The 26,623-nt window shown below is 63.7% G+C and carries 24 protein-coding genes and 1 pseudogene; 15 read left to right on the top strand and 10 right to left on the bottom strand.

Annotated features, from left to right (window positions below; translation table 11 throughout):
• Positions 1-9 precede the first annotated feature (9 nt).
• Entirely contained in the window at positions 10-1,512 is a 1,503-nt protein-coding gene (locus NL528_RS20230) for a leucyl aminopeptidase (RefSeq protein ID WP_309184425.1), read from the bottom strand.
• 375 nt (positions 1,513-1,887) lie between these two features.
• Between NL528_RS20230 and lptF the strand changes: the two genes are divergently transcribed.
• The 10 genes from lptF to NL528_RS20180 all read left to right on the top strand — a co-directional run bounded on the left by lptF (position 1,888) and on the right by NL528_RS20180 (position 13,543).
• Positions 1,888-3,057: an LPS export ABC transporter permease LptF gene (lptF, locus tag NL528_RS20225; protein ID WP_309184424.1), complete on the top strand. Its 1,170-nt coding sequence runs from the start codon at positions 1,888-1,890 to the stop codon at positions 3,055-3,057.
• On the top strand, positions 3,054-4,151 hold the full coding sequence (gene lptG, locus NL528_RS20220) for an LPS export ABC transporter permease LptG (RefSeq protein WP_309184423.1): 1,098 nt from the start codon (positions 3,054-3,056) through the stop codon (positions 4,149-4,151). The genes lptF and lptG overlap by 4 nt, the downstream gene beginning before the upstream one ends.
• A gap of 98 nt (positions 4,152-4,249) precedes the next feature.
• The gene (locus NL528_RS20215; RefSeq protein WP_309184422.1) at positions 4,250-6,646 is read left to right on the top strand and encodes an LPS-assembly protein LptD; all 2,397 of its coding nucleotides are present in this window, start codon (positions 4,250-4,252) and stop codon (positions 6,644-6,646) included.
• 69 nt (positions 6,647-6,715) lie between these two features.
• Positions 6,716-7,657, top strand: coding sequence for a SurA N-terminal domain-containing protein (locus tag NL528_RS20210; RefSeq protein ID WP_309184988.1), 942 nt, complete (start codon positions 6,716-6,718; stop codon positions 7,655-7,657).
• 3 nt (positions 7,658-7,660) lie between these two features.
• Positions 7,661-8,665 (top strand): 4-hydroxythreonine-4-phosphate dehydrogenase PdxA, encoded by a 1,005-nt coding sequence (pdxA, locus tag NL528_RS20205; protein WP_309184421.1) that lies wholly within the window; start codon positions 7,661-7,663, stop codon positions 8,663-8,665.
• Entirely contained in the window at positions 8,662-9,540 is an 879-nt protein-coding gene (rsmA, locus tag NL528_RS20200) for a 16S rRNA (adenine(1518)-N(6)/adenine(1519)-N(6))-dimethyltransferase RsmA (protein ID WP_309184420.1), read from the top strand. The genes pdxA and rsmA overlap by 4 nt, the downstream gene beginning before the upstream one ends.
• Before the next feature lie 12 nt (positions 9,541-9,552).
• Entirely contained in the window at positions 9,553-9,957 is a 405-nt protein-coding gene (locus NL528_RS20195) for a hypothetical protein (protein WP_309184419.1), read from the top strand.
• 108 nt (positions 9,958-10,065) lie between these two features.
• Positions 10,066-11,124, top strand: a complete 1,059-nt coding sequence (locus NL528_RS20190) for an alcohol dehydrogenase (protein ID WP_309184418.1) — start codon at positions 10,066-10,068, stop codon at positions 11,122-11,124.
• 66 nt (positions 11,125-11,190) lie between these two features.
• On the top strand, positions 11,191-12,405 hold the full coding sequence (locus tag NL528_RS20185; RefSeq protein WP_309184417.1) for an ABC transporter substrate-binding protein: 1,215 nt from the start codon (positions 11,191-11,193) through the stop codon (positions 12,403-12,405).
• A gap of 190 nt (positions 12,406-12,595) precedes the next feature.
• Positions 12,596-13,543: a hypothetical protein gene (locus NL528_RS20180; protein WP_309184416.1), complete on the top strand. Its 948-nt coding sequence runs from the start codon at positions 12,596-12,598 to the stop codon at positions 13,541-13,543.
• Between the two features lie 22 nt (positions 13,544-13,565).
• On the opposite strand, the gene gmk is transcribed toward NL528_RS20180, so the two are convergent.
• The 7 genes from gmk to fabD all read right to left on the bottom strand — a co-directional run bounded on the left by gmk (position 13,566) and on the right by fabD (position 20,324).
• Positions 13,566-14,219: a guanylate kinase gene (gmk, locus tag NL528_RS20175; protein ID WP_309184415.1), complete on the bottom strand. Its 654-nt coding sequence runs from the start codon at positions 14,217-14,219 to the stop codon at positions 13,566-13,568.
• Positions 14,220-14,223: 4 nt separating this feature from the next.
• Positions 14,224-15,111 (bottom strand): YicC/YloC family endoribonuclease, encoded by an 888-nt coding sequence (locus NL528_RS20170; protein WP_309184414.1) that lies wholly within the window; start codon positions 15,109-15,111, stop codon positions 14,224-14,226.
• 94 nt (positions 15,112-15,205) lie between these two features.
• A complete protein-coding gene (mltG, locus tag NL528_RS20165) occupies positions 15,206-16,471 on the bottom strand; it encodes an endolytic transglycosylase MltG (RefSeq protein WP_309184413.1) in 1,266 nt (421 codons plus the stop codon).
• Positions 16,472-16,707: 236 nt separating this feature from the next.
• A complete protein-coding gene (gene fabF, locus NL528_RS20160; RefSeq protein ID WP_309184412.1) occupies positions 16,708-17,973 on the bottom strand; it encodes a beta-ketoacyl-ACP synthase II in 1,266 nt (421 codons plus the stop codon).
• Between the two features lie 97 nt (positions 17,974-18,070).
• Complete coding sequence (locus tag NL528_RS20155; RefSeq protein ID WP_027536714.1) at positions 18,071-18,310, bottom strand: acyl carrier protein; 240 nt, start codon at positions 18,308-18,310, stop codon at positions 18,071-18,073.
• 306 nt (positions 18,311-18,616) lie between these two features.
• Positions 18,617-19,354: a 3-oxoacyl-[acyl-carrier-protein] reductase gene (fabG, locus tag NL528_RS20150; protein ID WP_309184411.1), complete on the bottom strand. Its 738-nt coding sequence runs from the start codon at positions 19,352-19,354 to the stop codon at positions 18,617-18,619.
• A gap of 10 nt (positions 19,355-19,364) precedes the next feature.
• Positions 19,365-20,324 carry an ACP S-malonyltransferase gene (gene fabD / locus NL528_RS20145; protein ID WP_309184410.1) on the bottom strand — a complete coding sequence of 320 codons (960 nt, stop codon included), beginning with the start codon at positions 20,322-20,324 and terminating at the stop codon, positions 19,365-19,367.
• A gap of 176 nt (positions 20,325-20,500) precedes the next feature.
• On the opposite strand from fabD, the gene NL528_RS20140 reads away from it, so the two are divergent.
• Complete coding sequence (locus NL528_RS20140) at positions 20,501-21,358, top strand: hypothetical protein (RefSeq protein WP_309184409.1); 858 nt, start codon at positions 20,501-20,503, stop codon at positions 21,356-21,358.
• Here the strand turns inward: NL528_RS20140 and NL528_RS20135 are convergent.
• Positions 21,355-22,380: a fatty acid desaturase family protein gene (locus tag NL528_RS20135; RefSeq protein WP_309184408.1), complete on the bottom strand. Its 1,026-nt coding sequence runs from the start codon at positions 22,378-22,380 to the stop codon at positions 21,355-21,357. The two genes, NL528_RS20140 and NL528_RS20135, sit on opposite strands and share 4 nt — an antisense overlap.
• A gap of 114 nt (positions 22,381-22,494) precedes the next feature.
• Between NL528_RS20135 and NL528_RS20130 the strand changes: the two are divergent.
• Positions 22,495-23,610 (top strand): annotated as a pseudogene (locus NL528_RS20130) (integrase core domain-containing protein); the annotation flags it as partial.
• Positions 23,611-23,758: 148 nt separating this feature from the next.
• Here NL528_RS20130 and NL528_RS20125 read toward each other — a convergent pair.
• Positions 23,759-24,475 (bottom strand): TetR/AcrR family transcriptional regulator C-terminal domain-containing protein, encoded by a 717-nt coding sequence (locus tag NL528_RS20125; protein WP_309184407.1) that lies wholly within the window; start codon positions 24,473-24,475, stop codon positions 23,759-23,761.
• A gap of 298 nt (positions 24,476-24,773) precedes the next feature.
• Here NL528_RS20125 and rpsF point away from each other — a divergent pair, with 298 nt between their 5' ends.
• The 3 genes from rpsF to NL528_RS20110 all read left to right on the top strand — a co-directional run bounded on the left by rpsF (position 24,774) and on the right by NL528_RS20110 (position 26,612).
• Positions 24,774-25,271 carry a 30S ribosomal protein S6 gene (gene rpsF / locus NL528_RS20120; protein ID WP_309184987.1) on the top strand — a complete coding sequence of 166 codons (498 nt, stop codon included), beginning with the start codon at positions 24,774-24,776 and terminating at the stop codon, positions 25,269-25,271.
• A gap of 5 nt (positions 25,272-25,276) precedes the next feature.
• Positions 25,277-25,516 carry a 30S ribosomal protein S18 gene (gene rpsR, locus NL528_RS20115; RefSeq protein ID WP_002711478.1) on the top strand — a complete coding sequence of 80 codons (240 nt, stop codon included), beginning with the start codon at positions 25,277-25,279 and terminating at the stop codon, positions 25,514-25,516.
• Positions 25,517-25,640: 124 nt separating this feature from the next.
• Positions 25,641-26,612 carry a DUF2232 domain-containing protein gene (locus tag NL528_RS20110; RefSeq protein WP_309184406.1) on the top strand — a complete coding sequence of 324 codons (972 nt, stop codon included), beginning with the start codon at positions 25,641-25,643 and terminating at the stop codon, positions 26,610-26,612.
• The last annotated feature ends 11 nt before the right edge of the window (positions 26,613-26,623 follow it).

Raw genomic sequence — 26,623 nt, 5'->3', positions numbered from 1 at the left:
CGATGGCGGCTACTTCGTGGTTTCGTAATACTCCGTGACCAGCCGCTCCAGCAGGCGAACGCCATAGCCTGAACCCCAGGAGTGGTTGATGTCGGTCTTCGGCGCCCCCATCGCGGTTCCCGCGATGTCGAGATGCGCCCATGGCGTGTCGTCGACGAAACGCTGCAGGAACTGGGCGGCGGTGATCGACCCGCCGTTGCGCGCGCCGGCGTTCTTCACGTCGGCAAACTGCGAGTCGATCATCTTGTCGTATTCCGGGCCGAGCGGCATGCGCCAGACGCGCTCGCCGGTCTCGATCCCGACCTTGGTCAATCGCTCGGCGAGTTCATCGTTGTTGGAAAACAATCCGGCATGCTCGGTGCCGAGCGCCACCATGATCGCGCCAGTGAGGGTTGCGAGATCGACCATGAATTTCGGCTTGAACTTCTTCGCCACGTACCAGAGCACGTCAGCCAGCACCAGGCGGCCTTCGGCGTCGGTGTTGATGATCTCGATGGTCTGCCCCGACATCGAGGTGACGATGTCGCCGGGACGCTGGGCGTTGCCGTCGGGCATATTCTCGACCAGGCCGATGGCGCCGACCGCGTTGACTTTCGCCTTGCGCGCCGCGAGCGCATGCATCAGCCCGACCACGCAGGCCGCGCCTCCCATGTCGCCCTTCATGTCCTCCATGTTGGCGGCGCCCTTGATGGAAATGCCGCCGGTATCGAAGCAAACGCCCTTGCCGACGAAAGCCACCGGCTGTTCGCCTTTCTTGCCGCCGTTCCAGCGCATGATCACGGTGCGGCCCGGCCGCGTCGAGCCCTGAGCGACCCCGAGCAGCGCGCCCATGCCGAGCTTGGTCATCGCCTTGACGTCGAGAATCTCGACGTCGACGCCGACCTTCTTGAGCTGGCTCGCCCGGCGCGCGAACTCTTCCGGATACAGCACGTTCGGCGGCTCGTTGACGAGCTCGCGCGCGATGATCACGCCGTCGACGATGTGCTGTTCCGGCGCGAACGCTTTTTTCGCGGCCGCGACGTCGCCAACCGCAATCGAAACGTCGGCGCGGACCGCGCCGTTCTCGCCGTCCTTCTTCTTGGTCTTGTAGCGATCGAATTTATAGGCGCGCAGCCGGATACCGGACGCGATCGCGGCCGCAGTATCCGGCTGCATCGCGCCGTCGGCGAGTTCCGCGATCACGGTAACGGCATCGCTGCCGGCGTTCAGCTTGCCGGCGATGACGCCGCCGAATTTGAGAAAATCCTTCTCCTTTATATCCGACGGCTTGCCGGTGCCGACCACGATCAGTCGTGGTGCCTTGATCCCCTCCGGCGCCAGAATATCGAGCGTGGATCCGCTCTTGCCCTTGAACGCATTGGTGGCCGCCGCCCGCTTGATGGTGTCGGCCGCTTTTCCCAGCGCTTTCCGGGTCGCCGCGCCCGACTTCAACGTGTCGTCGCAAAACACCACCAGAATGCCGCGGGACGCGGCGGAAAACGGGACAAAGCCGACCTTGACGGCGTCGGACATAGGTAAATCCTCCAGGAATTCAGGGCTGTTTGGCGGGGCCGGATAGCGGCCCCGAGAACGCGACTAGATAGGCGATAAGGTATTCGGAATGCTCTCTTTGGTGGTGGCCCAAATCGATCAGGGCCTCGGGTTTCGCTCACTATGACCTGTCTGCCGCCACGCTGCCAAGGCTGCCGTGGCCGAGAGGTCACATCCGCCGAATTATTAACCATATAGCAAGGGTGCCATGGCCCGGCCATTTTGTTGACGGATCAAAGGGATGCTAGTGAGAGAGTAGACGACTGGATGGTTAGGCGGCGCGACCAAAGGGGACCTCCTAACAGGGATTGGTCGCATCGCATGTCCGGGGCGCAAGGTGGGATCGTGCGGTAGACGATGGGGTCGATCGACAAGTATATCTTCCGCACGACGCTGGCGTCGTTTGCGCTGGTCCTGGTCAGCCTGACGGGCGTGATCTGGATTACGCAGGCGTTGCGCGGCATCGACCTGATGACCAGCCAGGGCCAGACCATCATCACCTTTCTCGGCATCACCAGCCTGGTGATTCCGGCGCTGGTTCTGATCATCGCGCCAATCGCGCTGATGATCGCGATCTCGCACACGTTGAACAAGCTCGCCACCGACTCCGAAATCATCGTGATGAATGCCGCCGGCCTGTCGCCGTTCCGGCTGTTCCGCCCGTTCCTGTACGCCACCTGCGTGGTGGCGCTGATGGTCGCCTTCATCGCCTCCTATCTCGCCCCCGACGGCATGCGCCGGATCAAGCAATGGGATGCCGAAATCACCGCCGACGTGCTGACCAACATCCTGCAGCCCGGACGATTCGCCCAGCTCGACCAGAACCTGACGATCAGGATCCGCGAGCGTCTGCCCGGCGGCGTGCTCGGCGGCATCTTCGTCGACGACCGCCGCGATCCGAAGGAACGCGTCACCATCATCGCCGATCATGGCACGGTGATGAAGAACGGCAACGGCTCGTACCTGATCCTCGAGGACGGCAATCTCGAACGTTTCGAGGCCGGCAAGCGCGACCCGGCGCTGGTGGCGTTCGGCCGCTATGCGTTCGACATGTCGAAATTCTCCAATCAGGGCCGCGACGTCGCGCTCGGGATTCGCGAACGCTACCTCTGGGAATTGATGTCGCCCGAGCCCGACGATCCGATCTATCAGCAATTGTCCGGCCAGTTCCGCGCCGAATTGCATGACCGCTTCATGTCGCCGGTTTATCCCTTCGCCTTCGCCGCGCTGACTTTCGCGTTTCTCGGCACCCCGCGCACCACCCGCCAGAGCCGCAATTTTTCGATCGGCGGCTCGATTCTCGCGGTGTTCGGCCTGCGCATGGCGGGATTCGCCTGCTCGGTCGTGACGGTGAAAACGCCGGCCGCAGCACTGCTGCAATATTCGATGCTGGTCGCCGCGATCGCGATCGGGCTGTGGATGATTCTCGGCGGCGTCGTGGTCGAGCCGCCGGCCGCGCTGATCGAGGCCATCAACAAGTCGAACGCGCGCATCGCGCGATTGTTCGGACGGCCGGCCACAGCATGAGCATGATGACCAACACGCTCGGGCGATATTTCGCCGGCCGCTTCGTGATCTCGGCGGTGGGCGTGTTCGCCAGCATCTTCGTGCTGCTGGTGCTGGTCGATTACATCGAAATGGTGCGCAAGACCTCGGGCCTGGTTTCGGCCTCCGCCATCACGGTGGCCGAGACGTCGCTGTTCCGGGTGCCGCAGTTGCTGGAAAAGCTGATGCCGTTCTGCGTCCTGATCGGCGCGATGACCTGCTATCTCGCGCTGTCGCGGCGGCTCGAACTGGTGGTCGCACGCGCCGCCGGCGTTTCCGCCTGGCAGTTCATTGCGCCGGCGCTGGCAAGCTCGATCATCCTCGGCGTCGCGGCGACCACCGCCTATAACCCGATGTCGGCGAACCTGCGTGAGCTCTCCAAGCGGATGGAGGCCGAACTGTTCGGCTCGGCACCGGGCGGCGGCATCCAGGATGCGTCCGGCTTCTGGCTCAATCAGGTCAACAGCGAGGGCCATTCGATCATCAACGCCGCCCGCAGCGAGCAGCAGGGCGTCCGGCTGACCGGCCTGACCGTGTTCCGATTCGATCCGGATTTCCAGTTCAAGGAACGAATCGAAGCGCGCGAAGCGTCGCTCGAAGAAGGACGCTGGGCGTTCAAATCGGTACGCAGATACTCCCTCGACAAGCCGCCGGTCGACCAGGACGATTACTATCTCGTGACCACCCTGACCCCCGCCCAGGTCCGCAACAGCTTCTCCACCCCGGAGACTGTGTCTTTTTGGCAACTCCCGAGCTATATCCGGTCTTCCGAAAGCTCGGGCTTTGCGACCGCAGGCTACCGGCTGCAGTACCATAAGCTCATCGCACAGCCGTTTTTGCTGGCTGCGATGGTGATGCTGGCCGCTTCCGTCAGCCTTCGCTTCTTCCGGTTCGGCGGCGTGCAAAAGATGGTTTTGAGTGGCGTGGGTGCAGGCTTTCTGCTCTACGTTCTGTCGAAAGTTACTGAGGATTTGAGCAAGGCTGAGTTGATGCATCCCATCGCTGCCGCGTGGTTGCCCGTGTGCGTGGGCGGCCTCACCGGCTTTTTGGCCTTGCTGTACCAGGAGGACGGGTAGTGGCCGTTGTCGCCGCCCTCCAGAGTCTGACGCCTGCGTTCAGGCGGCGCACACGCGTGCGCCGCTATCGGAACCGCTTGGGCGCGGTCAGCGGGCCCATGATCGCCCTGCTCCTCGGGTTCGCGGTCGCGGGCGCGATCGGCGTTGCCGCGACGACGCCTGCCGGCGCGCAAAGCTTCACCTACAACCCGCGACCGCCCAAGCCGACGCCACCGCCAGCCAAGAACGACGGGCAGATGCTCGTGCAGGCCGTCGAGGTGGACTACGACTACAACAATTCGCGCGTGTCGGCGGTCGGCAACGTGCAGATGTTCTACAACGGCACCAGCGTCGAGGCCGACAAAGTCATCTACGACCAGAAGACCAAGCGGCTGCATGCCGAGGGCAACATTCGCATGACCGATGCGGAAGGCAAGGTCACCTACGCCAACATCATAGATCTGAGCGACGACTACCGTGACGGTTTCGTCGATTCGCTCAGGGTCGACACCGCGGACGCGACCCGAATGGCGGCGACGCGCGCCGACCGCACCAGCGGCAATTACACCGTGTTCGAAAACGGCGTCTATACTGCTTGCGCGCCCTGCAAGGACGATCCGAAAAAGCCGCCTTTGTGGCAGGTCAAGGGTGCGCGCATCATCCACGACCAGACCGACAAGATGCTGTACTTCGAGAACGCACAGCTCGAGTTCTTCGGCGTGCCGATGGCGTATCTGCCCTATTTCTCGACGCCCGATCCGACCGTGAAGCGCAAGACCGGGTTCCTGATGCCGGCGATCAGCACGTACACGGCGTTCGGCTACGGTGTCGAAACCCCGTTCTACTGGGCGATCGCGCCGGACTACGACGCCACCTTCAGTCCGCGCTTCACGACCCGGCAGGGTGTGCTGTTCCAGGGCGAGTTCCGCCAGCGTCTTTTGGACGGCGCGTATCAGATCCGCGCCTATGGCATCGATCAGCTCGATAAGAACGCGTTCGTCGGCCAGCCCGGCGACCGCCAGTTCCGCGGCGGCGTCGAAAGCAAGGGCCAGTTCGCGCTGAACGACAAATGGACCTGGGGCTGGGACGGCGTGCTGCTGTCCGACTACTACTTCATGTCCGACTATCGCCTCGCCCAGTACAAGGATCCGCTCGGATCGTTCCTGAGCCTGCCGACGGAAGCGATCTCGCAGCTTTATCTGACCGGGGTCGGCAATCGCAGTTTCTTCGACGCGCGCACGATCTACTATTTGAGCTTCTCCGGTAACCAGCAAAACGTTCCGGTGATCCATCCGGTCATCGACTACTCCAACGTGATCAACAGCCCGATCTTCGGCGGCGAGTTCAGCTACAAGACCAATTTCACCAGCCTGACCCGCGAAACCGCGGTGTTCGACCCGATCACGACATTGGCCAACACCGCCAGCCTGTGCACGACGACGTCCGCCGATCCACTGGCACGGACGCCATCGCAATGTCTGTTGCGCGGCTTCCCCGGTACCTACACGCGCCTCTCTGCCGAGGCACAATGGCGGAAGTCGTTCACCGATCCCTTCGGCGAGATCTGGACGCCGTTTGCGATCGTGCGCGCCGACGCCATCGATTCCTCGGTTTCGAATCAGCCGGGTGTTTCGAATTTCCTCCCCGTCGGCGACACCCAGGCGCTGCGCGTGATGCCGACGGTGGGCCTCGAATACCGTTATCCCTTCATCAATGTTCAGCCCTGGGGCACCACCACGATCGAGCCGATCGCACAGGTCATCATTCGTCCCAACGAAACCTATGCCGGCAAGCTTCCGAACGAGGACGCGCAGAGCCTGGTGTTCGACGCCAGCAACCTGTTCTCGGTCGACAAATTCTCCGGCTATGACCGCGTCGAAGGCGGCGGCCGCGCCAATGTCGGCGTGCAGGCGACCACGCAGTTCGATCGCGGCGGCAGCGTCAACGTGCTGTTCGGACAATCCTACCAGCTGTTCGGCCTGAATTCGTTCGCGGTCGCCGACGTCACCAATACCGGCGTCGATTCCGGCCTGCAGAACTCGCAGTCCGACTATGTCGCCCGCGTCAATTATTCGCCCAACCGCACCTATACGTTCAGCGTGCGCGCCCGCATGGATGAGGCGACCTGGCAGGTCAACCGCTTCGAAGCCGAGGGCCGCGCTTCATTCGACCGCTGGTCGGTCAGCATGATCTACGGCGATTATGCCGCGCAGCCGCAACTCGGCTACCTGACCCGCCGCGAAGGCATCCTTAGCAGCGCCTCGGTCAAGGTGGCGTCGAACTGGGTGGTGTCGGGCTCGGCGCGCTGGGATCTTGAAGCCAACAAGATCAACCAATACGTCGTCGGAGCGGGCTATGTGGACGACTGTTTCGTGCTGGCCGCCAACTATGTCACCTCCTACAGCTACTCCGCCGGCTCCACGCCGCCGGTGCTCAGTCACGCGTTCATGCTGCAGATCGGCCTGCGGACCATTGCCACTTCGTCCTCAACGGCCGGCAGCACCGGCATTCAGTAACGCGCGTTGACCTTGCTGGAAAATACCCGCGGCATCGCGGATGGAATGGGTTGATCGGCTGACATGACCATGACGACCTCCAAGCTCCGACCTCATCGCCTTCGGTCCCTGATCGCCGGCTGCGCGACCGCGCTTGCCGTTCTGACCTGCGGCGGCTCGCCCCTGCGGGCGCAGTCGGTCGCCGTCATGGTCAACGGCGACCCCATCACCAATTACGATATCGAGCAGCGCACCAAGCTGAACTTCCTGACCACCCACAAGCAGATGCCCCGGGAGGAAGTGGTCAACGAACTGATCGACGAGAAGGTGAAGATCAAGGAAGGCAAGAAATTCGGCGTCGATCCCACCGCCACCGACATCGACCAATCCTACGGCCAGATGGCTTCTCGGATGCGGATTGCGCCCGACCAGCTCACAAAATCGCTCGAGAGCCAGGGCATCCGCCCGGACACCCTCAAGGCCCGCATCAAGGCCGAGATGGTCTGGACCAGCCTGGTGCGCGGCCGTTTCAAGGAAAGTCTCCAGGTCGGCGAGAAGGACGTCGCCGCCGCGGCCCAGGAGGGCGGCGACGGCGCCCAGGTCGAGGCTTTCGAATACAAGATGCAGCCGATCGTCCTGATTGTGCCGCACGGGTCCGCGCCCGCCGTCATCGAATCGCGCCGCAAGGAAGCCGATGCGCTGCGCGAACGCGTGCAGACCTGTGACGAGGCCAATTCCTACTTCAAGTCGATGCAGAACGCCGCGATCAGGGAAACCGTAACGCGGACCTCGGCGGATATTCCGGGCCCGCTTCGCGAGGTGCTCGACAAGACGCCGATCGGTCATCTGACCGCGCCCGAGATCACCAAGCAGGGCGTCGAGATGGTCGCGCTGTGCGGACGCAAGCCGACCACGATCGATTCGCCGAAGAAGAAGGAAATCCGGGAGAAGATGTACGCCCAGAAATATGAGGCGAAGTCGAAAGCCTATCTGCAGGAAGTCCGCAAAGCCGCGATGATCGAACATCGTTGATGCATGGCAAAGCCCCTCGCGCTGACATCCGGCGAGCCCGCGGGCATCGGCCCCGACATCGCCATCGCAGCGTGGCTGCGGCGCAATGAACTGGGGCTTCCGCCGTTCTACCTGCGCGGCGATCGCGATTTTCTCGCCGAACGGGCAAAAATTCTCGGACTGAAAGTCGAACTCGCCGACAGCAGCCCCGAGGATTCGCTCGCGGCGTTTTCGAGCGCATTGCCGGTGGTCGCGACCGGTGAGCCCGCGACCGCCCGCCCGGGCCAGCCCGACGCCACCAGCGCGAACGCCGCTCTCGCCTCCATTCGCCAGGCCGTCGGCGACGTCATGGCCGGCCGAGCCGGCGCGGTCGTCACCAATCCGATTGCCAAAAGCGTGCTCTACCGCGCCGGATTCCTTCATCCCGGCCACACCGAATTTCTGGCCGAGCTTGCGGCCAATGGCGGCCGGGCGCCGCAGCCGGTGATGATGTTGTGGTCGCCGGCGCTTGCCGTCGTACCGGTGACGATCCATGTTTCGCTGCATGAGGCGCTCGCACAGCTCTCGAGCGATCTGATCGTCAGAACGGCGCGCATCGCGGTCACCGATCTGAAGGCCCGCTTCGGCCTTTTCCGTCCGCGTCTGGCCATCTCGGGACTGAACCCGCATGCCGGCGAAGACGGCTCGCTCGGCACCGAAGACATCGAGATCGTCGCGCCGGCCGTCGAAATCCTGTGCGGCGAAGGCATCGACGCCAGGGGGCCGCTGCCGGCCGACACCATGTTCCACGCCGCGGCGCGCCAAAGCTACGACTGCGCGATCTGCATGTACCACGATCAGGCGCTGATCCCGATCAAGACGATCGCCTTCGAGGATGCCGTCAACGTCACGCTCGGATTGCCGTTCATCCGCACCTCGCCGGATCACGGCACGGCCTTCGACATTGCCGGCACCGGCAAGGCCAATCCGTCGAGCCTCGCCGCGGCGCTGCGGCTTGCTGCGCGCATGGCGGCGGCGCGACCGGCATGACCGCGATCGACGATCTGCCGCCGCTTCGCGATGTCATTCGCGAGCACGGATTGTCGGCGCGCAAATCGCTGGGTCAGAATTTTCTGCTTGATCTCAATCTCACGGCGCGGATCGCCCGCAGCGCGGGCCCGCTCGAGGACGCCACCATCATCGAGGTCGGACCAGGCCCGGGCGGCCTGACGCGCGCGTTGCTGGCGCTCGGTGCGCGGCGCGTCATCGCGGTCGAGCGCGACGAGCGCGCGTTGGGGCCGCTGCAGGCGATCGCGAGGCGATATCCGGGCCGGCTGGAAATCGTCCTCGCCGATGCGCAGCGGTTCGATCCCCGTCCCATGCTCGGCGGCGAACGGGCCAAGATCGTCGCCAACCTGCCCTACAACATCGCCACCGCATTGCTGGTCGACTGGCTGTCGATCGAACCGTGGCCGCCCTGGTACGACATGATGGTGCTGATGTTTCAGCGCGAGGTGGCCGAGCGGATCGTCGCCCGGGAGAACGACGAGGCCTACGGACGCCTCGCGGTGCTCGCCAACTGGCGCGCCGAGACCAAAATCTTGTTCGACATTTCGCCCGCCGCTTTCGTGCCGCAGCCAAAAGTCACCTCTTCGGTCGTGCGATTGACACCGCGCAGCGCGCCCGAACCGTGCGAGCGCCGGGCGCTGGAACAGGTGGCCGCCGCGGCATTCGGTCAGCGCCGGAAGATGCTGCGGCAAAGCCTCAAATCGCTGTCGATCGACCCGGCGCGGCTCGCCGCCGCCGCGGCTGTCGATGCCACCCGGCGCGCCGAGACCATTCCGGTCTCCGGCTTTGTTGCCATGGCCCGTGAATTGACCGATATACGAAGCACAAAATTGAACGGGTCCCGGGGAGAAATGTGAGCCGAGGTCAAAATGGTGACAATCCAGCGGCAAACTCGCGTCGTAATGATCGCAGCGGCTGCTGTCTGCGCGGTCTATTTTCCAACCGCATCGATCGTCGGAAGATCTTACGCGCCCCGCCCGGTCCCACCGGGCGCGGTGAAGGGAATTTTCGGATTCGAAAGATTGTCGGCCAACGGTTTTGCATATCTGTGCCGACAGCCGAATTTCAGCCTGCTTCCCGAGGTCGTCATTTATGAGAACGACAAGCCGCTGCCGGGACCGGGTAACGCCACGATGCGCGACATCGACGGCATCGGCCTCGGAAGATATTCGCAGGAGAACGGCAAGGGTTTCGTGATCTCGGCCAGCGACAACAGCAATCCCCGCGGCAATGGCAACGACTATTGGATTGTGATCCCGCCACAGCGTCGCTAGACCGCGATGCTGCGACCGCCCGAAGTGAGGTTCGAATTGAGAGAGCGCCCGCTGAACGAGTGATGAACTGCCCTAATCAAGTGCCCATAATCAAAGGAAGCCGTTTCCATGCCGCTGATGCGCCGCCAGTCCCTGGTCAAATTCGATGCGCCGTTGTGCGAAACCATCGTCGACACGCCGAAGCCGCACGGCAGAGAAGTGCTCGTCCGCATCGAGCGTTGCGGGCTGTGCCATTCCGACCTGCATATCCAGGACGGCTATGCCGATCTCGGCGGCGGCAAGCGGCTCGACACCACGCGCGGCATGACGCTGCCGTTCACGCTCGGCCATGAGATCGCAGGCATCGTCGAGGAAGTCGGCGCGGACGCCCCGAAGGAGCTGATCGGAAAAAAGCAGGCGGTGTTCCCGTGGATCGGCTGTGGCCAGTGCCGCGATTGCCAGAACGGCGACGAGAACCTCTGCGTCAAGCAGCGCTTTCTCGGTGTCTCGATCGACGGCGGCTTTGCCAGCCACGTGCTGGTGCCCGACGCGAAATATCTCCTGGATTACGATCCGCTGCCGGTCAATCAGGCCGCAACCCTGATGTGCTCGGGCGTCACCGCCTATGGTGCACTGAAGCGGCTGGTCGAACGTCCGCGGCAGCGCAACCTGCTGCTGATCGGGCTTGGCGGCGTCGGCATGATGGGGCTTTCGTTCGCGCAGGCGATGTTCAAGCAGAACATCGCGGTGGCGGATCTGAGCCCCGCCGCGCGCGAAAGCGCCCTGAAAAACGGCGCGGCGGTGGCCTACGATCCCAGCGAACCCGACGTGGTCAAGCGCATGATCAAGGAGACCGAAGGCGGTTTCGATGGCGTGGTCGATTTTGCCGGCAACGAAAAATCCATGGCCTTTGCGGTTTCTGCGGTGGCGCGCGGCGGCAAGATCGTGGTCTCCGGCCTGATGGGCGGCAATTTCAGCCTGCCCATGGTACAGTGGGTCTACAAGCGGATGACCATCGAAGGTTTTATGGTGGGAACGCTGGCGGAGGCCAAGGAATTGATGGCGCTGGCACGCACCGGCAAGATCAAGCCGACGCCGATGAAGGAAGAGCCGATGGCCGACGTCCAGAAATGGATCGAGGAATTGCGGGCCGGAAAAGTCGTGGGACGTATCGTACTGAAAAACTGAGGCTGAGCATCTTATAAGCCTCGCCAACAGGGGCAGTGCCATCCTCGCTTAACAGGAAGGACACTTATGGCCTGGAGAAAGAGCTCAACATTGGTCGCCTTGGCGACGGTGGCATTTGCCGTTGCCACCTCGCCTGCCATCGCGCAGAAAAAATATGGTCCGGGCGTTACCGACACCGAAATAAGAATCGGCACCACGACCCCCTATAGCGGCCCGGCGTCGGCCTACTCGGCCGGCGCCGTGTCCGCGACCGCCTATTTTGCGATGATGAACGAACAGGGCGGCGTGAACGGCCGCAAGATCAATTTCATCAGCCTCGATGACGCCTACAGTCCGCCGAAGACCGTCGAGCAGATCCGGCGCCTGATCGAGAGCGACGAAGTATCGTTTCTGGTGAACCCGGTCGGCACCGCGACCAACATGGCGGTGTTCAAATACATCAACCAGAAAGGGGTGCCGCATCTTTTCATCGGCACCGGCGCCACGGTTTTCAACGACCCCGAGCACTATCCCTGGACGATGAGCTGGACGCCGCATTACGCCTCCGAAGGCGAGATCTACGCCCGCTACATTCTGTCGGCCAAACCCGACGCCAAGATCGGCATCCTGGCGCAGAACGACGACCTCGGCCGCGACTATCTGATGGGCTTCAAGCGCGGACTTGGCGACAGGGCCGCTGCGATGATCGTGTCGACGCAGGCCTACAACACCACCGATCCGACCGTCGACTCCCAGGTGGTTTCGCTGAAGTCTTCGGGCGCCGACGTCTTCGTCATCATCACGATCCCCAAATTCTCCGCCCAGGCGATCCGCAAAGCCTACGACATCGACTGGCACCCGCAGGAATTCGTCGTCAGCGTCGGTTCGTCGATTGCCGGTGCGATCAGGCCGGCCGGTTTTGAAGCGGCAAAGGGCATCATCTCGGCGGCCTATCAAAAGGACCCTGCCGATCCGCAGTGGCAGGACGATCCGGTTATGAAGGCCTGGAATGTGTGGATGGACAAGTACAACCCGCGCATCAACAGGAGCGACTACTACGCGCCCTATGGCTACAATATCGGCTACGCGGTCGTGCAGCTGCTCAAGCAGTGCGGCGACGATTTGACGCGCGAGAACATCATGAAGCAGGCCTCCCATCTCGACATGGAGTTGCCGCTGCTGCTGCCGGGCATCCGCCTGAGGACCACCCCGGCCGATCTGCGCCCGATCAAGCAGATGCGGCTGGTCCGCTTCAATGGCGAGCGCTACGTGCTGTTTAGCGACGTGATCGAGAGCAACTAGGCGGGGCGACGCGGCGCACTTTGCCAGACGTCGCGCATATGCCTGTTTTCTAGGCTGCCGGCCGCCCAATGTGAGGCGGCCGCCGAGCCCGAATTAAGCCCCATCCTCTCCGGAATTGCGGCCCATTGCGACCCAAGTCTTTAACGAGATTTAGGGTTTGAAGCGTCGCGTATCAGCACTGGGGAAAGCCATGTCAAACCGTACAGCGAAATTCGTCTCGGCAATATTCGCCAGCGTTTTGGCAGGCGCCAACTTCGCCGCCGTTGCGGAGAATGCGGCAAAGCCGGCGGACAGCTGCCTGTCCGGACCGAAAGGTGCGGTGCCCGCGGGCAGCCATTGGTATTACCGCGTCGATCGCGCCACCAAGCGTCACTGCTGGTACGTCGGCGAAGAGAAAGACAAGACGGCGGCGGCCGCCCCGCAGGATGCCGCGGCATCCGCCGCAGCCCCGGCGGCGGCTCCGGCTCCGCCAACAGATCTCGTTCCACCGCAGGCGAAGGCAGGCGTGCGCAAATCTGTCGCCGACGCTCGCGCCGAACTGCCCTCCCCGCAGGCGCGTGCCGACCAGGATGCCGGTGTCAACGTTCAACCAGGGAACAGCGCCGCTGCGGCGGTGCCGGCAATCCAGAATAGCCAGGACGCCGTCGCGCCGGATGCCGGCGCACCGCCATCGATCGTGACGTCGCGCTGGCCCGATTCTTCGGGCGTAAGTTCGTTGAACAATCCTCAGGTTGCCGCGGCGGATCCGCCGGCAAGCGCGCCGGCGAATGCCAGGCCGGCGCCGCAGCCCGCAGCTTCCCCGATCGCCCTGGCGGCTGCGGATTCCACTTTGCAAAAACAATCCGGCTCGACGCAGATGCTGTTGATGGTCATGGCCGGCGCGCTCGCGCTGGCGGGCATCACGGCCAGCCTGGTTTTCAGGTTCGCGCGCAGACGGGTCGTTGAGCCCGAAGTCTGGAGCGACCGGCGCGCGATCTGGGATTCGGTCGATACCGGCCGCTCGTCGCCATCGCTGTTCCCGAACGAGACCGTGCCGAGATGGCGCGACAACGTTACACGCGATCCGCGCGCGCCCGACGATCCGGAGCGGCGCGTCCAGGAAATGCTGGCGCGGTTGGCAAGGAGTGCGGCTAACTGACGTTGAGTGCGGCGAGCTGACGTTATTTTTCCAGCTGGCGCTGCAAGCCGCGAACGAACTCGGTCAGCCCCGTGCGGCGTTCGCGCTTGAGCCGTTCGGCTTTTAGGACCGACTGCACTTCGGCAAACGCGTCATCGACGTTCTGGTTGACGACGATGTAGTCGTATTCCGCCCAATGGCTGAGTTCATGGGTCGCGCGGCTCATTCGCCCGCGAATGACCTCATCCGAATCCTGGGCGCGGGTGTGCAGCCGTTTTTCGAGGTCGCCGGCCGACGGCGGCAGGATGAACACGCTGACCACATCGGCGCGGGCCTTTTCCCGCAATTGCTGGGTCCCCTGCCAGTCGATGTCGAACAGCACATCCTGCCCGGCCGACAGCGCGGTTTCGACCGGCGCCCGCGGCGTGCCATAGCGGTTGTCGAACACGGTGGCCCATTCGAGCAGTTCGCCCTGAGTAGCCATGGCTTCGAAGCGGCTTTTGTCGACGAAGAAATAGTCGCGGCCGTCGACCTCGCCGGGCCGCATCGGCCGCGTGGTGGCGGACACCGACATCTTCAGACCCGGCGTCCGTTCAATCAGCATGCGCGACAGCGTGGTCTTGCCCGCGCCCGACGGCGACGACAGCACGAACATCAGCCCGCGCCGCTCAACTCCGTCGAAACCGCCAATCGCCATTCGATCACTCCAGATTCTGGACCTGCTCGCGGAACTGCTCGACCACGTTCTTCATCTCGAGCCCGGTATTGGTCAATTCGAGATCGTTCGACTTCGAACAGCAGGTGTTGACCTCGCGGTTGAATTCCTGCGCCAGGAAATCGAGCCGCCGTCCGACCGGGCCGCCCTTGCCGATCATCTCGCGGGCCTGCGCTACGTGCGAGGCGATCCGGTCGAGCTCCTCGCGGATATCGGCCTTGGCCGCGATCAGGAGCGCTTCCTGGTTGAGGCGATCGGGGTCGAAACGATCAGAGGTATCAAGTAACGCCGCGACCTGTTCGGCCAACCGAGCCTTGATCGCCTCGGGCTTGCGGCCGGGCGCGGCCTCGGCCCTCTTCGCCAGTTTTTCGATTTCATCCATCCGCTGGGAGAGGATCTGTCCGAGCGTGACGCCCTCGCGGCGGCGCATCTCGACCAGATGGCCGAGCGCCTGCTCGAACGCCGCAGCCGCAGCGTCCCGCGCAGCCTTGTCTTCCTCGTCGTTGCTTTCGGGCTCGACGACTTCGATCACGCCCTTGATGCTCAGCAGCCCGTCGATGCTCGGCGCCACCGCATCGATCTTGCCGGCGAGGACGCCTGCGACCTTCACGATCGACGACAGCACGTCCTCATTGATGCGGATGGTCGAGACCGCGTTGGCGCGCTTGACGTTGAGATTGGCGTACACGGTTCCCCGCGACAGCACTTCGCCGGCGCGCTTCTTGGCAAAGGCCTCGAGCTCATCCCATCCGGGCGGCAGCCGCAGCCGCAGGTCAAAGCCCTTGGCATTGACCGATTTCAATTCCCATTCGAACGTATACGGGCCGCTGGCGCCGTGGCTCCGGGCAAAACCGGTCATGCTCGATAGCGCCATCGCGTAAAACTCTCTGACAGGGGGATGTGAGACTCGCAAGCGAACTGCGCGACCTTAAAACGAATTCCGTGAAAGTGGAATCACGTTCCGGGCTTCAGCGCTGAACCACCGGCGGCGTGGTGGTGGATTGCGCCGCGCCCTGGCGGGCACCGGCGGGGGCTGCAGGACGCGCAGGCTTTTTCGGCGCCGCAGGCTTTGTCGTCGCGGTCGGATTGGTGTCGGCCGGTGCGGCGGCGGCCGGCGGCGGCGCGTCGTCGGCCGGCTCAACCGTGTCGTTCTGGATCTGCTTTTCCATCGAGCGCAGCTTGGCGACGTTCTTCTGATGCTGGTCGTAGGTTTCGGTAAAGGCGTGGCCGCCGGTACCGTCGGCGACGAAGAACAGGTCGCGGGTGCGCGCCGGATTGGCGGCCGCCTCCAGCGAAGCGCGCCCGGGATTGGCGATCGGCCCCGGCGGCAGGCCATCGATCACATAGGTGTTGTAAGGCGACGGCTGCTGAATCTCGGAGCGCTTGATCGGCCGGCCGAGCGTCCCCTTGCCGCCGACCAGCCCGTAGATGATGGTCGGGTCGGACTGCAGCTTGATCTTCTGCCGCAGCCGATTGACGAACACCGCAGCGACCCGGCTGCGCTCGTCGGCCTTGCCGGTTTCCTTCTCGACGATCGAGGCCAGCACGACGAGCTGCTCGGGCGACTTGATCGGAACGTCCGGATTGCGGCGTTCCCAGATTTCCGCAAGCACGCGCTTCTGGGCCTGCTGCATGCGCTGGATCACCTGGTCGCGCGTGGTGCCGCGCGGGAATTTGTAGGTCTCCGGCAGCAGCGTGCCTTCGCGCGGCATTTCCCGCACCGAGCCCGCGAAAATGTCGTTGTCGGTGAGCCGCGCCACGATCTGCTCGGAGGTCAGGCCTTCGGGAATGGTGACGGCGTGCTGCACCACCTTGCCTTCGACGATGGTGCCGATGACGTCGCGCAGGCTGGCATTCTTCTGAAAAGCGTATTCGCCGGGCTTGAGCTCCGAGCGCGCCTTCAGGGCGAACACCGCGCCGATGAACGCCCAGCGATTATTGTCGATCACGCCTTCACGCTGCAGGATATCGGAAATGTCGGTCATTCCCGCCCGCGCCGGAATATTGACGATCTTGTCTTCCGTCAGCGGACCGGGCGCCTCCAGCTTCTGCCTGCCGTAGTAATATCCGCCCCCCGCGCCGATCATCAACACGATGAGAATGGTGATGATCGCATTGCCGACCACGACGAACGGATTGCGGGCGCGCTCCGACCGCTTCGGCGGCGGCGGGACCTGCTCCGGCTCCAGCGCGGCGCGCGGACTGCGTGGTGAAATGGGCGGCCTCTCACTCATCGATGCAACCTGAATCCTGCCGGTTCAATCGTGGCCTGACAAACCCCTGCCCGGCCAATAGCATACGCCCACGCTTCGCGCATGATCCGCCAAAGTGTTGGCGGTTTGGCGACAAGATCATGCGCCTCTTATAGTTCGGAGCGCGATCGGACGCAAAACCGGTTCCCACTTTTGCTGATCGCGCTCCGGAGTCATCGCCGAATACGGCAAAACGGTGGAGACGCTCTTAACACCCGCTAACCAGTCACGCGCTGAACGATCACGGAAGCGTTGGTGCCCCCGAAACCGAAGGAATTCGACAGCGCGATATTGATCTCGCGTTTACGCGCCGATTGCGGCACCAGATCGATCGTCGTTTCCACCGACGGATTTTCGAGATTGATGGTCGGTGGCGCGATGTTATCGCGAATCGCAAGAATGCTGAAAATCGCCTCGATCGCGCCGGCCGCGCCCAGCAGATGCCCGGTCGACGATTTGGTCGACGACATCGACACCTTCGAGGTTGCGTTGCCGAGCAGCCGCTCTACCGCACCGAGCTCGATCTCGTCGCCGATCTGCGTCGAGGTGCCGTGCGCATTGATGTAGTCGATATCGGAAGCCGTGATTCCGGCGCGCTTCAGCGCCGCACTCATGCTGCGGAAACCGCCGTCGCCGTCCGGCGCCGGCGAGGTGATGTGATAGGCGTCGCCGGACAGTCCGTAGCCGGTCACCTCGGCGTAAATCTTCGCACCGCGCTTCTTGGCGTGCTCGTATTCCTCGAGCACCACGATGCCGGCGCCCTCGCCCATGACAAAGCCGTCGCGATCCTTGTCGTAGGGACGCGAGGCCCTTTGCGGCGTTTCGTTGAAACCGGTCGACAGCGCCCGCGCCGCGCAAAATCCCGCCATCGCCAGCCGGCAAATCGGCGATTCCGTTCCGCCCGCCACCATCACCTCGGCATCGCCGAGCGAAATCAGCCGGCTCGCGTCGCCGATCGCGTGCGCCCCGGTCGAACACGCGGTCACCACCGAATGATTGGGGCCCTTGAGGCCGTGCTCGATCGAAACATAGCCGGAAGCCAGATTGATCAGACGCCCCGGAATGAAGAACGGCGAGACCTTGCGCGGTCCACGCTCCTTGAGCAGCAGGGCGGTATCGGCAATGCCGGACAGGCCGCCGATCCCCGAGCCGATCAGGGTGCCGGTCGCGCACTTGTCCTCTTCGGTGGAGGGATGCCAATCGGCATCATCGAGCGCCTGGCGCGCAGCGCACATCGCGAAGATGATGAAATCGTCGACCTTGCGCTGGTCCTTCGGCTCCATCCACTGGTCGGGATTGAAGCTGCCGTCAGAGCCGTCGCCACGCGGAATCACGCAGGCAATCCGGCTGGAGAGATCGGCGACCTCGAAAGTCTCGATCTTCCTGGCGCCGCTCTGGCCGTTCAGGATACGCTTCCAGGTTGCGTCGACGCCGCAGCCGAGAGGCGTAACCATGCCCAGCCCAGTGACGACGACCCGCCTCATATCAAAAACTCCAGCCCGCAAAAGGCCGCCCATAACAAGAAACCGGGGGACCGTTCGACCACGGCCCGTCCGGCTTCAATGCGCACCGCGCGGGGCGTCAGCTTTTTGCGTTCTTTTCGAGAAACTTCGTCGCGTCGCCGACGGTCAAAATCGTCTCTGCGGCGTCGTCGGGAATTTCGCAACCGAACTCTTCTTCAAATGCCATTACAAGCTCGACGGTGTCGAGACTGTCGGCGCCGAGGTCGTCGATGAAACTTGCAGCGTCAACCACCTTGTCTGGTTCGACACCGAGGTGCTCGACCACAATCTTCTTAACCCGCTCGCCAATCTCACTCATCGTTCAACCTCGTGCTTGTTCCATTGGACCCGACCCCAAGACGCCACTAGAGACGATACGAGCCATCGTGGTCGTTAAACTTCCTTCGCAATCGCGCATAGACTTGATTCGGCCCGGTGGTAGCCGACAAAGGCCCGGCGAACGGCAGGTGTCGCCACGCCAATATACAGGGATTCAAATTCCTGCAATGGCCTTGTTTGCCCATCCGCTGATGGTTCGGTTATCATACTTCCCTGACCTTGACTACACGCCTCGCTCGGTTGCCCGAAACGGCCGTTCGACGGATCGAAGCGGCCGGTAACCGGCTCAAAACATGGCCATTCCGCCATTGACGTGGATCGTCTGCCCGGTCACGTAGGCTGCCTCATTGGAGGCGAGATAGACCGCCGCCGCGGCGATATCCTCCGGCGTCCCCAGCCGCGCTGCAGGAACCTTCGAGAGGATGGTTTCGCGCTGCTTGTCGTTGAGCGCGTCCGTCATCGGCGTCTTGATGAATCCCGGCGCAATGCAATTGGCGGTGACGTTGCGCTTGGCGTATTCGGCGCCCAGCGTCTTGATCAGGCCGATGATGCCGGCCTTGGAGGCGGTGTAATTGGCCTGCCCCGGATTGCCGGTCACGCCAACGATCGAGGTGATCGCGATGATGCGGCCGAACCGCTTGCGCATCATCAATTTGGTCGCCGCGCGAGCGAGGCGAAAGGTCGCGGTCAGATTGACCCTGATGACGTCGTCCCAATCCTCATCGCGCAACTGCACGAACAGATTGTCTTTGGTGATTCCGGCATTGGCGACGAGAATATCGACCTGCCCCATCGCCGCTTCGGCTGCGGGCACCAGGGCCTCGACCTCGGCACTGTCGGAGAGATTGCACGGCAGCACGTGGACGCGCTCGCCAAGCTTGCCGGCGAACGTATCCAGCACCTCGCGGCGCGTGCCCGAGATCGCCACCGTCGCGCCCTGCGCATGCAACGATTGCGCGATGGCGCCGCCGATGCCGCCGGTCGCGCCCGTCACCAGCGCCGTCCTGCCCGTCAAATCGAACATCAATGTCTCCTTATGCGGAATGCGCCGCCGCCAGCGCATCCTTTGCCGCGGCAATATCGTTCGGGCCGCCGACCGACACGCCCACCGCGCCGTCGGCGATGCGCTTGACCAGCCCGCTCAGCACCTTGCCGGCACCGATTTCCAGGAATCGCGTGACGCCGTGGGCGGCCATATAGGCAACCGACTCGCGCCAGCGCACCGTGCCCGTGACCTGCTCGACCAGGCGGCGGCGAATCTCGTCGGGATCGGTGATCGCTGAAGCCAGCACGTTCGACACCAGCGGGGCTGCCGGCGGCTTGATCGTCACATCCGCCAGCGCCTTCGCCATCGCATCGGCGGCGGGCTGCATCAGCCTGCAATGGAATGGCGCCGACACCGGCAGCAGCATCGCGCGCTTGGCGCCCTTGGTCTTGGCAATCTCGAGCGCGCGTTCGACGGCTGCCTTGTCGCCGGACACTACGACCTGCCCGCCGCCATTGTCGTTGGCGGCCTGGCAGACCTGCCCCTGGGCCGCTTCGTCAGCGACCGCCACCGCCGCCTCATAATCGAGCCCGAGAAGGGCGGCCATGGCTCCGGCGCCGACCGGCACCGCTTTCTGCATGGCCAGCCCGCGGATACGCAGCAGCCGCGCGGTATCGCTGACGCTGAGGCTGCCGGCCGCGGCCAATGCGGAATATTCGCCGAGCGAATGCCCGGCGACGTAGGCGGCATCGCGCCCGACCGAAAAACCGGCCTCCGTCTCCAGCACGCGCAGGGTCGCGATCGAGACCGCCATCAGGGCCGGCTGGGCGTTTTCGGTGAGCTGCAGGGTCTCGGCCGGGCCATCCCAGATGATCGCCGTCAGCTTCTCGCCCAGTGCCGCATCGACCTCGTCGAACACGGCCCGCGCGGCCGGATAGGCCTCCGCCAGAGCCTTGCCCATGCCGACGGCCTGCGACCCCTGGCCCGGAAAAGTAAATGCTGCCGTCATTTTTGCTGAAAACTCCCTCAAGTGCAGCCGTAAGACACCGGCTTTCGCCGCGCTGTCAAGCCGGACGGACGGTGCAATCGCACAAGCAATCGCCTTGCAGGCAGAATGTTTACGCTGTCCGGAACTTCGCCGTTGCGCTTAAGCGGTCTTAAATACCGGATGCCGAAACTGGGACAATGGCGTCTGTAGTCCCACCGACATCGACAGCTTCCGTTCCTGCCGCGCAACCGCAGCGGCTTTGGTTTCAATTGCAAGGCTGCGTCGACTGGTTGCTCGCCGGCCCGCTTCCGCTGCCCGACGATATCCGCAACGAGTTGCTCCAACAAAGGACGAACAAGACCAGGACGTTCGTGCTGGCCGTGCTGGCATCCTTGCTGATCGCATCGATTGCCGCCGCATTGACCGGCGCCGCATGGGCCTATGCCTGGATGCTGGCGGAGCTCGTTCTGGGCAGCACCCGAATCTACCTGATGATGAAAGCCCTCGCGCAGGCGAAAGCCGACCGGCGGATCGCGCCGAACATCACGCCGATCTGGGCCGGGCTGACATCGGTCATCCTGATTTCCGCCGGCTGTTATCAATGTGTCGGATCGGGGATCTTGCCGCTGGCCTTGATGGCAGGCATCGGACTTGCGAATTTGGTCGGCGGAATTGCCTCGCGCAACGCCGGAACGCCGCGCTACGGAATTCTCCTGATTTGCATCCTGACACTTCCCTTTGCCATGGCCACGATCCTGTCGCCGGTCCCGTTCCTGTTTCTCATCGGCTTGCAAACTCCGGTCTACACCGCGGGGATGATTTTCCTGCTGCTGGAAAATCACAAGATCCTGCTCGACCTCCACCACTCCGAGCGGAGCATCGGCCTCGCGTCTGCGCCACGTGACGGGATTACCGCCGACGAATTGCTGAGCGCCGCCGACCGCGCGATGTACGAGGCCAAACGCCGCGGCAAGGGCGGTTTCGTGATCCACACTTCCGGCGTCGAATTGGTGACTCTTGCCCCCATGGCGAAGGCTCCGGCGCTGGCTTGCTAGAATCCGCCCGCCTTTTGATCCCCGCCAACCTCGGCGCCGGCGCGTGCGCGGCGCACGCTGCTAGCCAATTCTCCCGGCCGATCCTCGTGGTCGGGCTTGGCGGTCGCCAGCCGCAGCACGGCAGCGTAGTTGGGCTGCACCTCCATCCGGTCCGCGTACCGGCTTTCGCTGAGAATCCGGTGGACGCGCGGCAGGTTGTAGCAGGGCACATAGAACAGCAGATGATGCTCAAGGTGATAATTGACGTAATACGGCGCGATGAACAGCCGCTCCAGGAAATTCGCGTGCGTGGTGCGCGTATTGCGTAAGGGATCGGCCGAGTCTGGAACGACGGCATGTTCGGCGATGTTGCGGATGCGGGTGATGACCATCTGCCAGGTAAGCAGCGGCAAAAGCCATAACAGCGGATAGGCCCACCACACGCCGGCGGCCGCGAGGCCTGCGAAGAGCACGGCGTTGACGGCAAACTGCGGACCAAGCTTCTCGCGGAAATGCGCGGCGCGCTGCGTGATCGGCCATTCCTTCGGCCCGAGCGCATTCAACAACTGCGCCTTGCGCTGCTGGTAGCCGGTCTGCCCGGTGATATCGCGGACGAACTTGCGGCGATAGCTCATCCCGGTGATCGGAAACGGCGCCGACAGTACGAGATCCGGATCGTCATCCTGCTGCGTGCGCGCATGGTGCTGCAGGTGATAGCGGCGATAGGCGCGGGTCTCGGCAAAGATCGGATAGGCGCAGAACCATTGGCTCAGCGTCAGGTTGACCTTCTCGTCCGCCGACAGACAGCCATGCGCGCCGTCATGCATCAGGATCGCGAGCCCGAGCTGGCGCGAGCCAATGATGCCCACCGCCAGCAGAAAGGTCAGCGGATTGGGCCACCACGCCACCAGCGCGATCGAGCCCAATATCAACGCCCACGCATGCGCGATCAGGGCTGCGCCCTTCCACGTCACGCGCCGGCGGACGGCGATCAATTGATCCTCGTTCAGAAAGTCGCGGGCCCGCATGCGAAGCGCGGTCATGATGATCTCTCCCCGTCGGGTGAATCTGAATCGGTCCAAACCGGCTACATAGGTAACACAATAGACCGGCGACATGGGTAACAGGTCAAGTGATCGGCAGGGAGGGCCTTGCCGATGGTTTGGATGGAGACCTGTGCGGTGGACGAGCGGATGCGCTTTGTGATTGCGGCGGAGGAGCACGAGGAGTCGTTTGCGGCGGTATGCCGGCGGTTCGGCGTGAGCCGAAGGGTCGGATACAAGTGGCTTGAGCGTTATCAGGAAGCCGGTGTTGAGGGTCTGTGGGACCGCCCACGTGCGCCGCTGCATCATCCCCAGGCGATTGGCGAGGAGATCGCCGAACGCTGCCTTGCGGTGCGGCGGGCGCATCCGAGTTGGGGACCCCGGAAGGTTCTGGCTTTTCTGGAACGTCGGGCGCCGGCGCTCGAATGGCCTGCGGCGAGCACGATCGGAGCCTTGTTCGACCGCCAGGGATTGACGGTAAAGCGGAAGCTGCGCCGCCGCAGCCCGCCCTCGAGCGCACCGTTTGCGGAATGCACGGCAGCCAACGAGGTGTGGTGCATCGACTTCAAGGGCTGGTTCATGACGGGGGACGGCAAATGCTGCGAACCGCTGACGCTGACCGATGCCCATAGCCGGTATCTGCTGCGCTGCCAGGCGATGACGCGTACCGATACCGCGCACGTCTGGCCGGTCGTGGAGGCCGCCTTCCGCGAGTTCGGCCTGCCGCATCGGCTGCGTTCCGACAACGGTCCGCCCTTTGCGTCGCGCGGTGCCGGCGGGCTTTCGCAACTGTCGGTCAAGGTGATCAAGGCGGGCGTGCTGCCGGAGCGGATTGCGCCCGGCAAACCGCAGCAGAATGGCCGCCACGAGCGGATGCATCTGACGCTGTTGCAGGACACCGCCAGTCCACCGGCGCACAGCCTGCGCGAGCAGCTCAAGCGCTTGCGGAACTTCCAGCGCATCTACAACGAACAGCGTCCGCACGAGTCGCTCGACGATGACACGCCGGCCGATCACTATACCTCCTCGCCGCGCCGCTTCGACGGCGTCTTGCGCGAGCCGGAATACGGTGACTGCGAAGTGCGGCGGGTGCGTCATAACGGCGAGATCAAATGGCAGGGCCAAACGATCTACATCAGCGGGGCCTTGATCGGCGAGCCGGTCGGCCTCTGCGAACACGATGCCGCTGGATGGACGGTCTGCTACGGCCCGATCGTGCTCGGCACGATCGCCCACCGCGACGACCGCCTGCGAAAACCCAAACAGGCCTGTGGACTTGTGGACGATGCAAGAGCATCGCCCACAGGGTCCACAGCCACAAAAACAGCAGACCTGAACGAAACGAGAATTGTGTTACCTATGTCGTCGGGCTGAACTGTTACCTATGTCGTCGGTTGCAGAAATCGGAGGCGTCGCGGTCGCCAACGAGGCGCAGCCCGGCCGCCTCGCTTGCGGGTTTTGCCGTCGCCTGATCGCCCAGCACGCGCAGCATCTCGCCGCACATTTCCTCGGCCGAACGGCCCATCGCATGGCCCTCGACCATCACGCCGATCGCGACCGCCCAGAACCGCCGCGAACTTGCGTCGGGGTCGCGCAAGCTTTTCCAGCCGTGCCGCTCGATCTGGCCGGCATAGGCGCGCATCCCCTCGCCGTGCAGCCGCTCGATGGTGCGCTCCACCAGCGGCGCGAGATCCTGGCGGCGCCGGGTCAGCGTCAGCGCCTCGGTAAAGAAGGCAACCGAATCCGTCCCCGTGACGGTCTCAACCAGCGCACGCGTGTAATCCCGCGGCGTGAGGGCCTGCGATGCTGCCTGCTCGGCCGCGCGCGCCACGTACAGCATCTCGCGGCAGGCGGCCTCGACGAACAGCGCTTCCTTGGTCCGGAAGTAATAGGTGATCTGGCTCGGAAACGCGTCGGCCGCCGCCGCGATATCCGAGATCGAGGTTCCGGCCAGGCCACGCTCCCTGAACAGGCGGCTGGCGCCGTCGAGCAGGCGCGAGCGCATCTGGCGCCCGGCGGTCCGGGTCGCGCGGGTGGCGTGTCTGGGATCGTCGGCCGGCATTTCCGGAGCGGATTGGACGGACTTGGGAGCCATTTTACCCCTCTCGTCCATTATTTGTATGACATACAAACAAATAAATCAAGATCGGAGATTCGAAACCCTCTCCGTCCTTGCCATGGCGCTCAAAATCCTTATAAACCGCGCCATCCGTGGATCCCGGCCGGGAGCTGAACGGACGGTCTCAGCAATTTCACCTTTTCGGTGATGTTGATGTGGCAGGGCCAGTCGGCCCGTCGTCCCGTGCTTCCGCCTTCTGAGCATTATCGAGTCCTTTCCGGAGGTCTCGAAGGGCTTGCCGCCGGGAACCGCGCCAACACAGGAAAGGACACCCATGCCTCTTTATGAGCATGTTTTTCTCGCGCGTCAGGATGCGAGCACCCAGCAGGTTGAAGAACTGACCACCCAGATGACCGGCATCGTCGAAGGTCTCGGCGGCAAGGTCGTGAAGATGGAAAACTGGGGCGTACGCTCGCTCACCTATCGCATGAACAAGAATCGCAAGGCGCATTTCGTGCTGCTGAACATCGACGCGCCGTCGGCTGCGGTCACGGAGATCGAGCGCCAGGAGCGGATCAGCGAAGACGTGATTCGCTATCTCACCGTTCGCGTCGAAGAGCACGAGGAAGGTCCCTCGGCCATGATGCGCAAGGCCGATCGTGACCGCGAGCGCGACGATCGCGGCGGTGGTTTCCGCGGCGACCGCGATGGCGGTTTCCGGGGCGACCGCGAAGGTGGTGGTTTCCGTGGCGGCGACGGCGGCGGCTTCCGCGGCGACCGTGGCCCGCGTCGGCCACGTGACGACGAAGCAACCGCAGCGGTTGAGGAGTAAGAATCATGGCTGAAGCTGGTGCACGCCGTCCGTTTTTCCGCCGCCGCAAGACCTGCCCGTTCACGGGTCCGAATGCGCCGAAGATCGACTACAAGGATTCCAAGCTGTTGATGCGTTACGTGTCCGAGCGCGGCAAGATCGTGCCGAGCCGGATCACCGCCGTGTCCGCCAAGAAGCAGCGCGAACTCGCGCGCGCCATCAAGCGCTCGCGTTTCCTCGGTTTGCTGCCTTACGTCATTCGCTAACGAATACCCTGGTCCGCGGCGTACGCGCCGCGGACCAGATTCTTCATAAGGCTTCCGGGTCGTCCGGTCGCCGATGGTTGGGGTTTTAAGAACCTCTAACCGCTCGAAAGGAGCGGGACAGCTGATGATCGCGATTCTTGTCATTGCGCTTGCGGCCGGCTCTGCGTCGGCGCTGATGTTCGCCTCGATCATCTCGGGCGCGCTGATCTCAGTCCTGCTGTTCTATCTGGCGCCGCTGCCCTTGATGGTGGCGGCGATCGGCTGGGGACCGCTGTGCGCGACCATCGGCGGCATTGCCGCGGCATCCGGCCTCGGCGCGATCTTCGGCCTGCCCTATTGCATGGCCTTCGTCGTCATGGTGGCGCTGCCCGCCTGGTGGCTCGGGCACCTCGCTTTGCTGGGACGACCTGCGCCCAGTGACGGATCGGGCAACGACGCCGCGCCGGTCGCACCGGTTCTGGAATGGTACCCGGTCGGCCGCATCCTGCTGTGGATCGCCGGGTTTGCTACGGTAACCACGATGGCGGCCCTGTTCACGCTCGGCAGCGACGCGGATGCGATCAGCGGCGCGCTGCAACGGGGCCTGCTGCGGATTCTAGCTCCGCGGGACGAGGCATCGTCAGGCGATATCCAACGATGGGTTGACGCTGTGGTGATCATCGCGCCGGCGGCGGCGGCCGTCGTCGCCATGATGACGCTGACGCTCAATCTCTGGCTCGCTGCCAAGATCACGGCGACCTCCGGACGGCTGCACCGGCCCTGGCCGGACCTGAAGAGCACAGCGCTGCCGCCGATGACGCTGGTTGCACTGTTGGTCGCCATCGCATTCAGTTTTGCCGGTGGATTGCCGGCGATGCTGGCGCAAATCGTCACCACGGCCCTGATGATGGCCTATGCGCTCACCGGCTTCGCGGTCCTGCACACGCTGACGCTGGCGCTGAAGAGCCGCACGTTCCTGCTGAGCTGCACCTACGTCATGGTCGTGATGTTCACCTGGCCCGTTCTGGCGATGGTCGCGCTTGGCCTCGCGGATGCGGCTTTCGGATTACGCCAACGCTACTTGCGCAGGAGGCCGCCGCCCATTCCTGCGTCGTGATTCTACCCATC

It is taken from the genome of Bradyrhizobium sp. Ash2021 (genome assembly GCF_031202265.1).
GTDB lineage: Bacteria > Pseudomonadota > Alphaproteobacteria > Rhizobiales > Xanthobacteraceae > Bradyrhizobium.
This window is presented reverse-complemented; position numbering and strand designations above follow the sequence as displayed.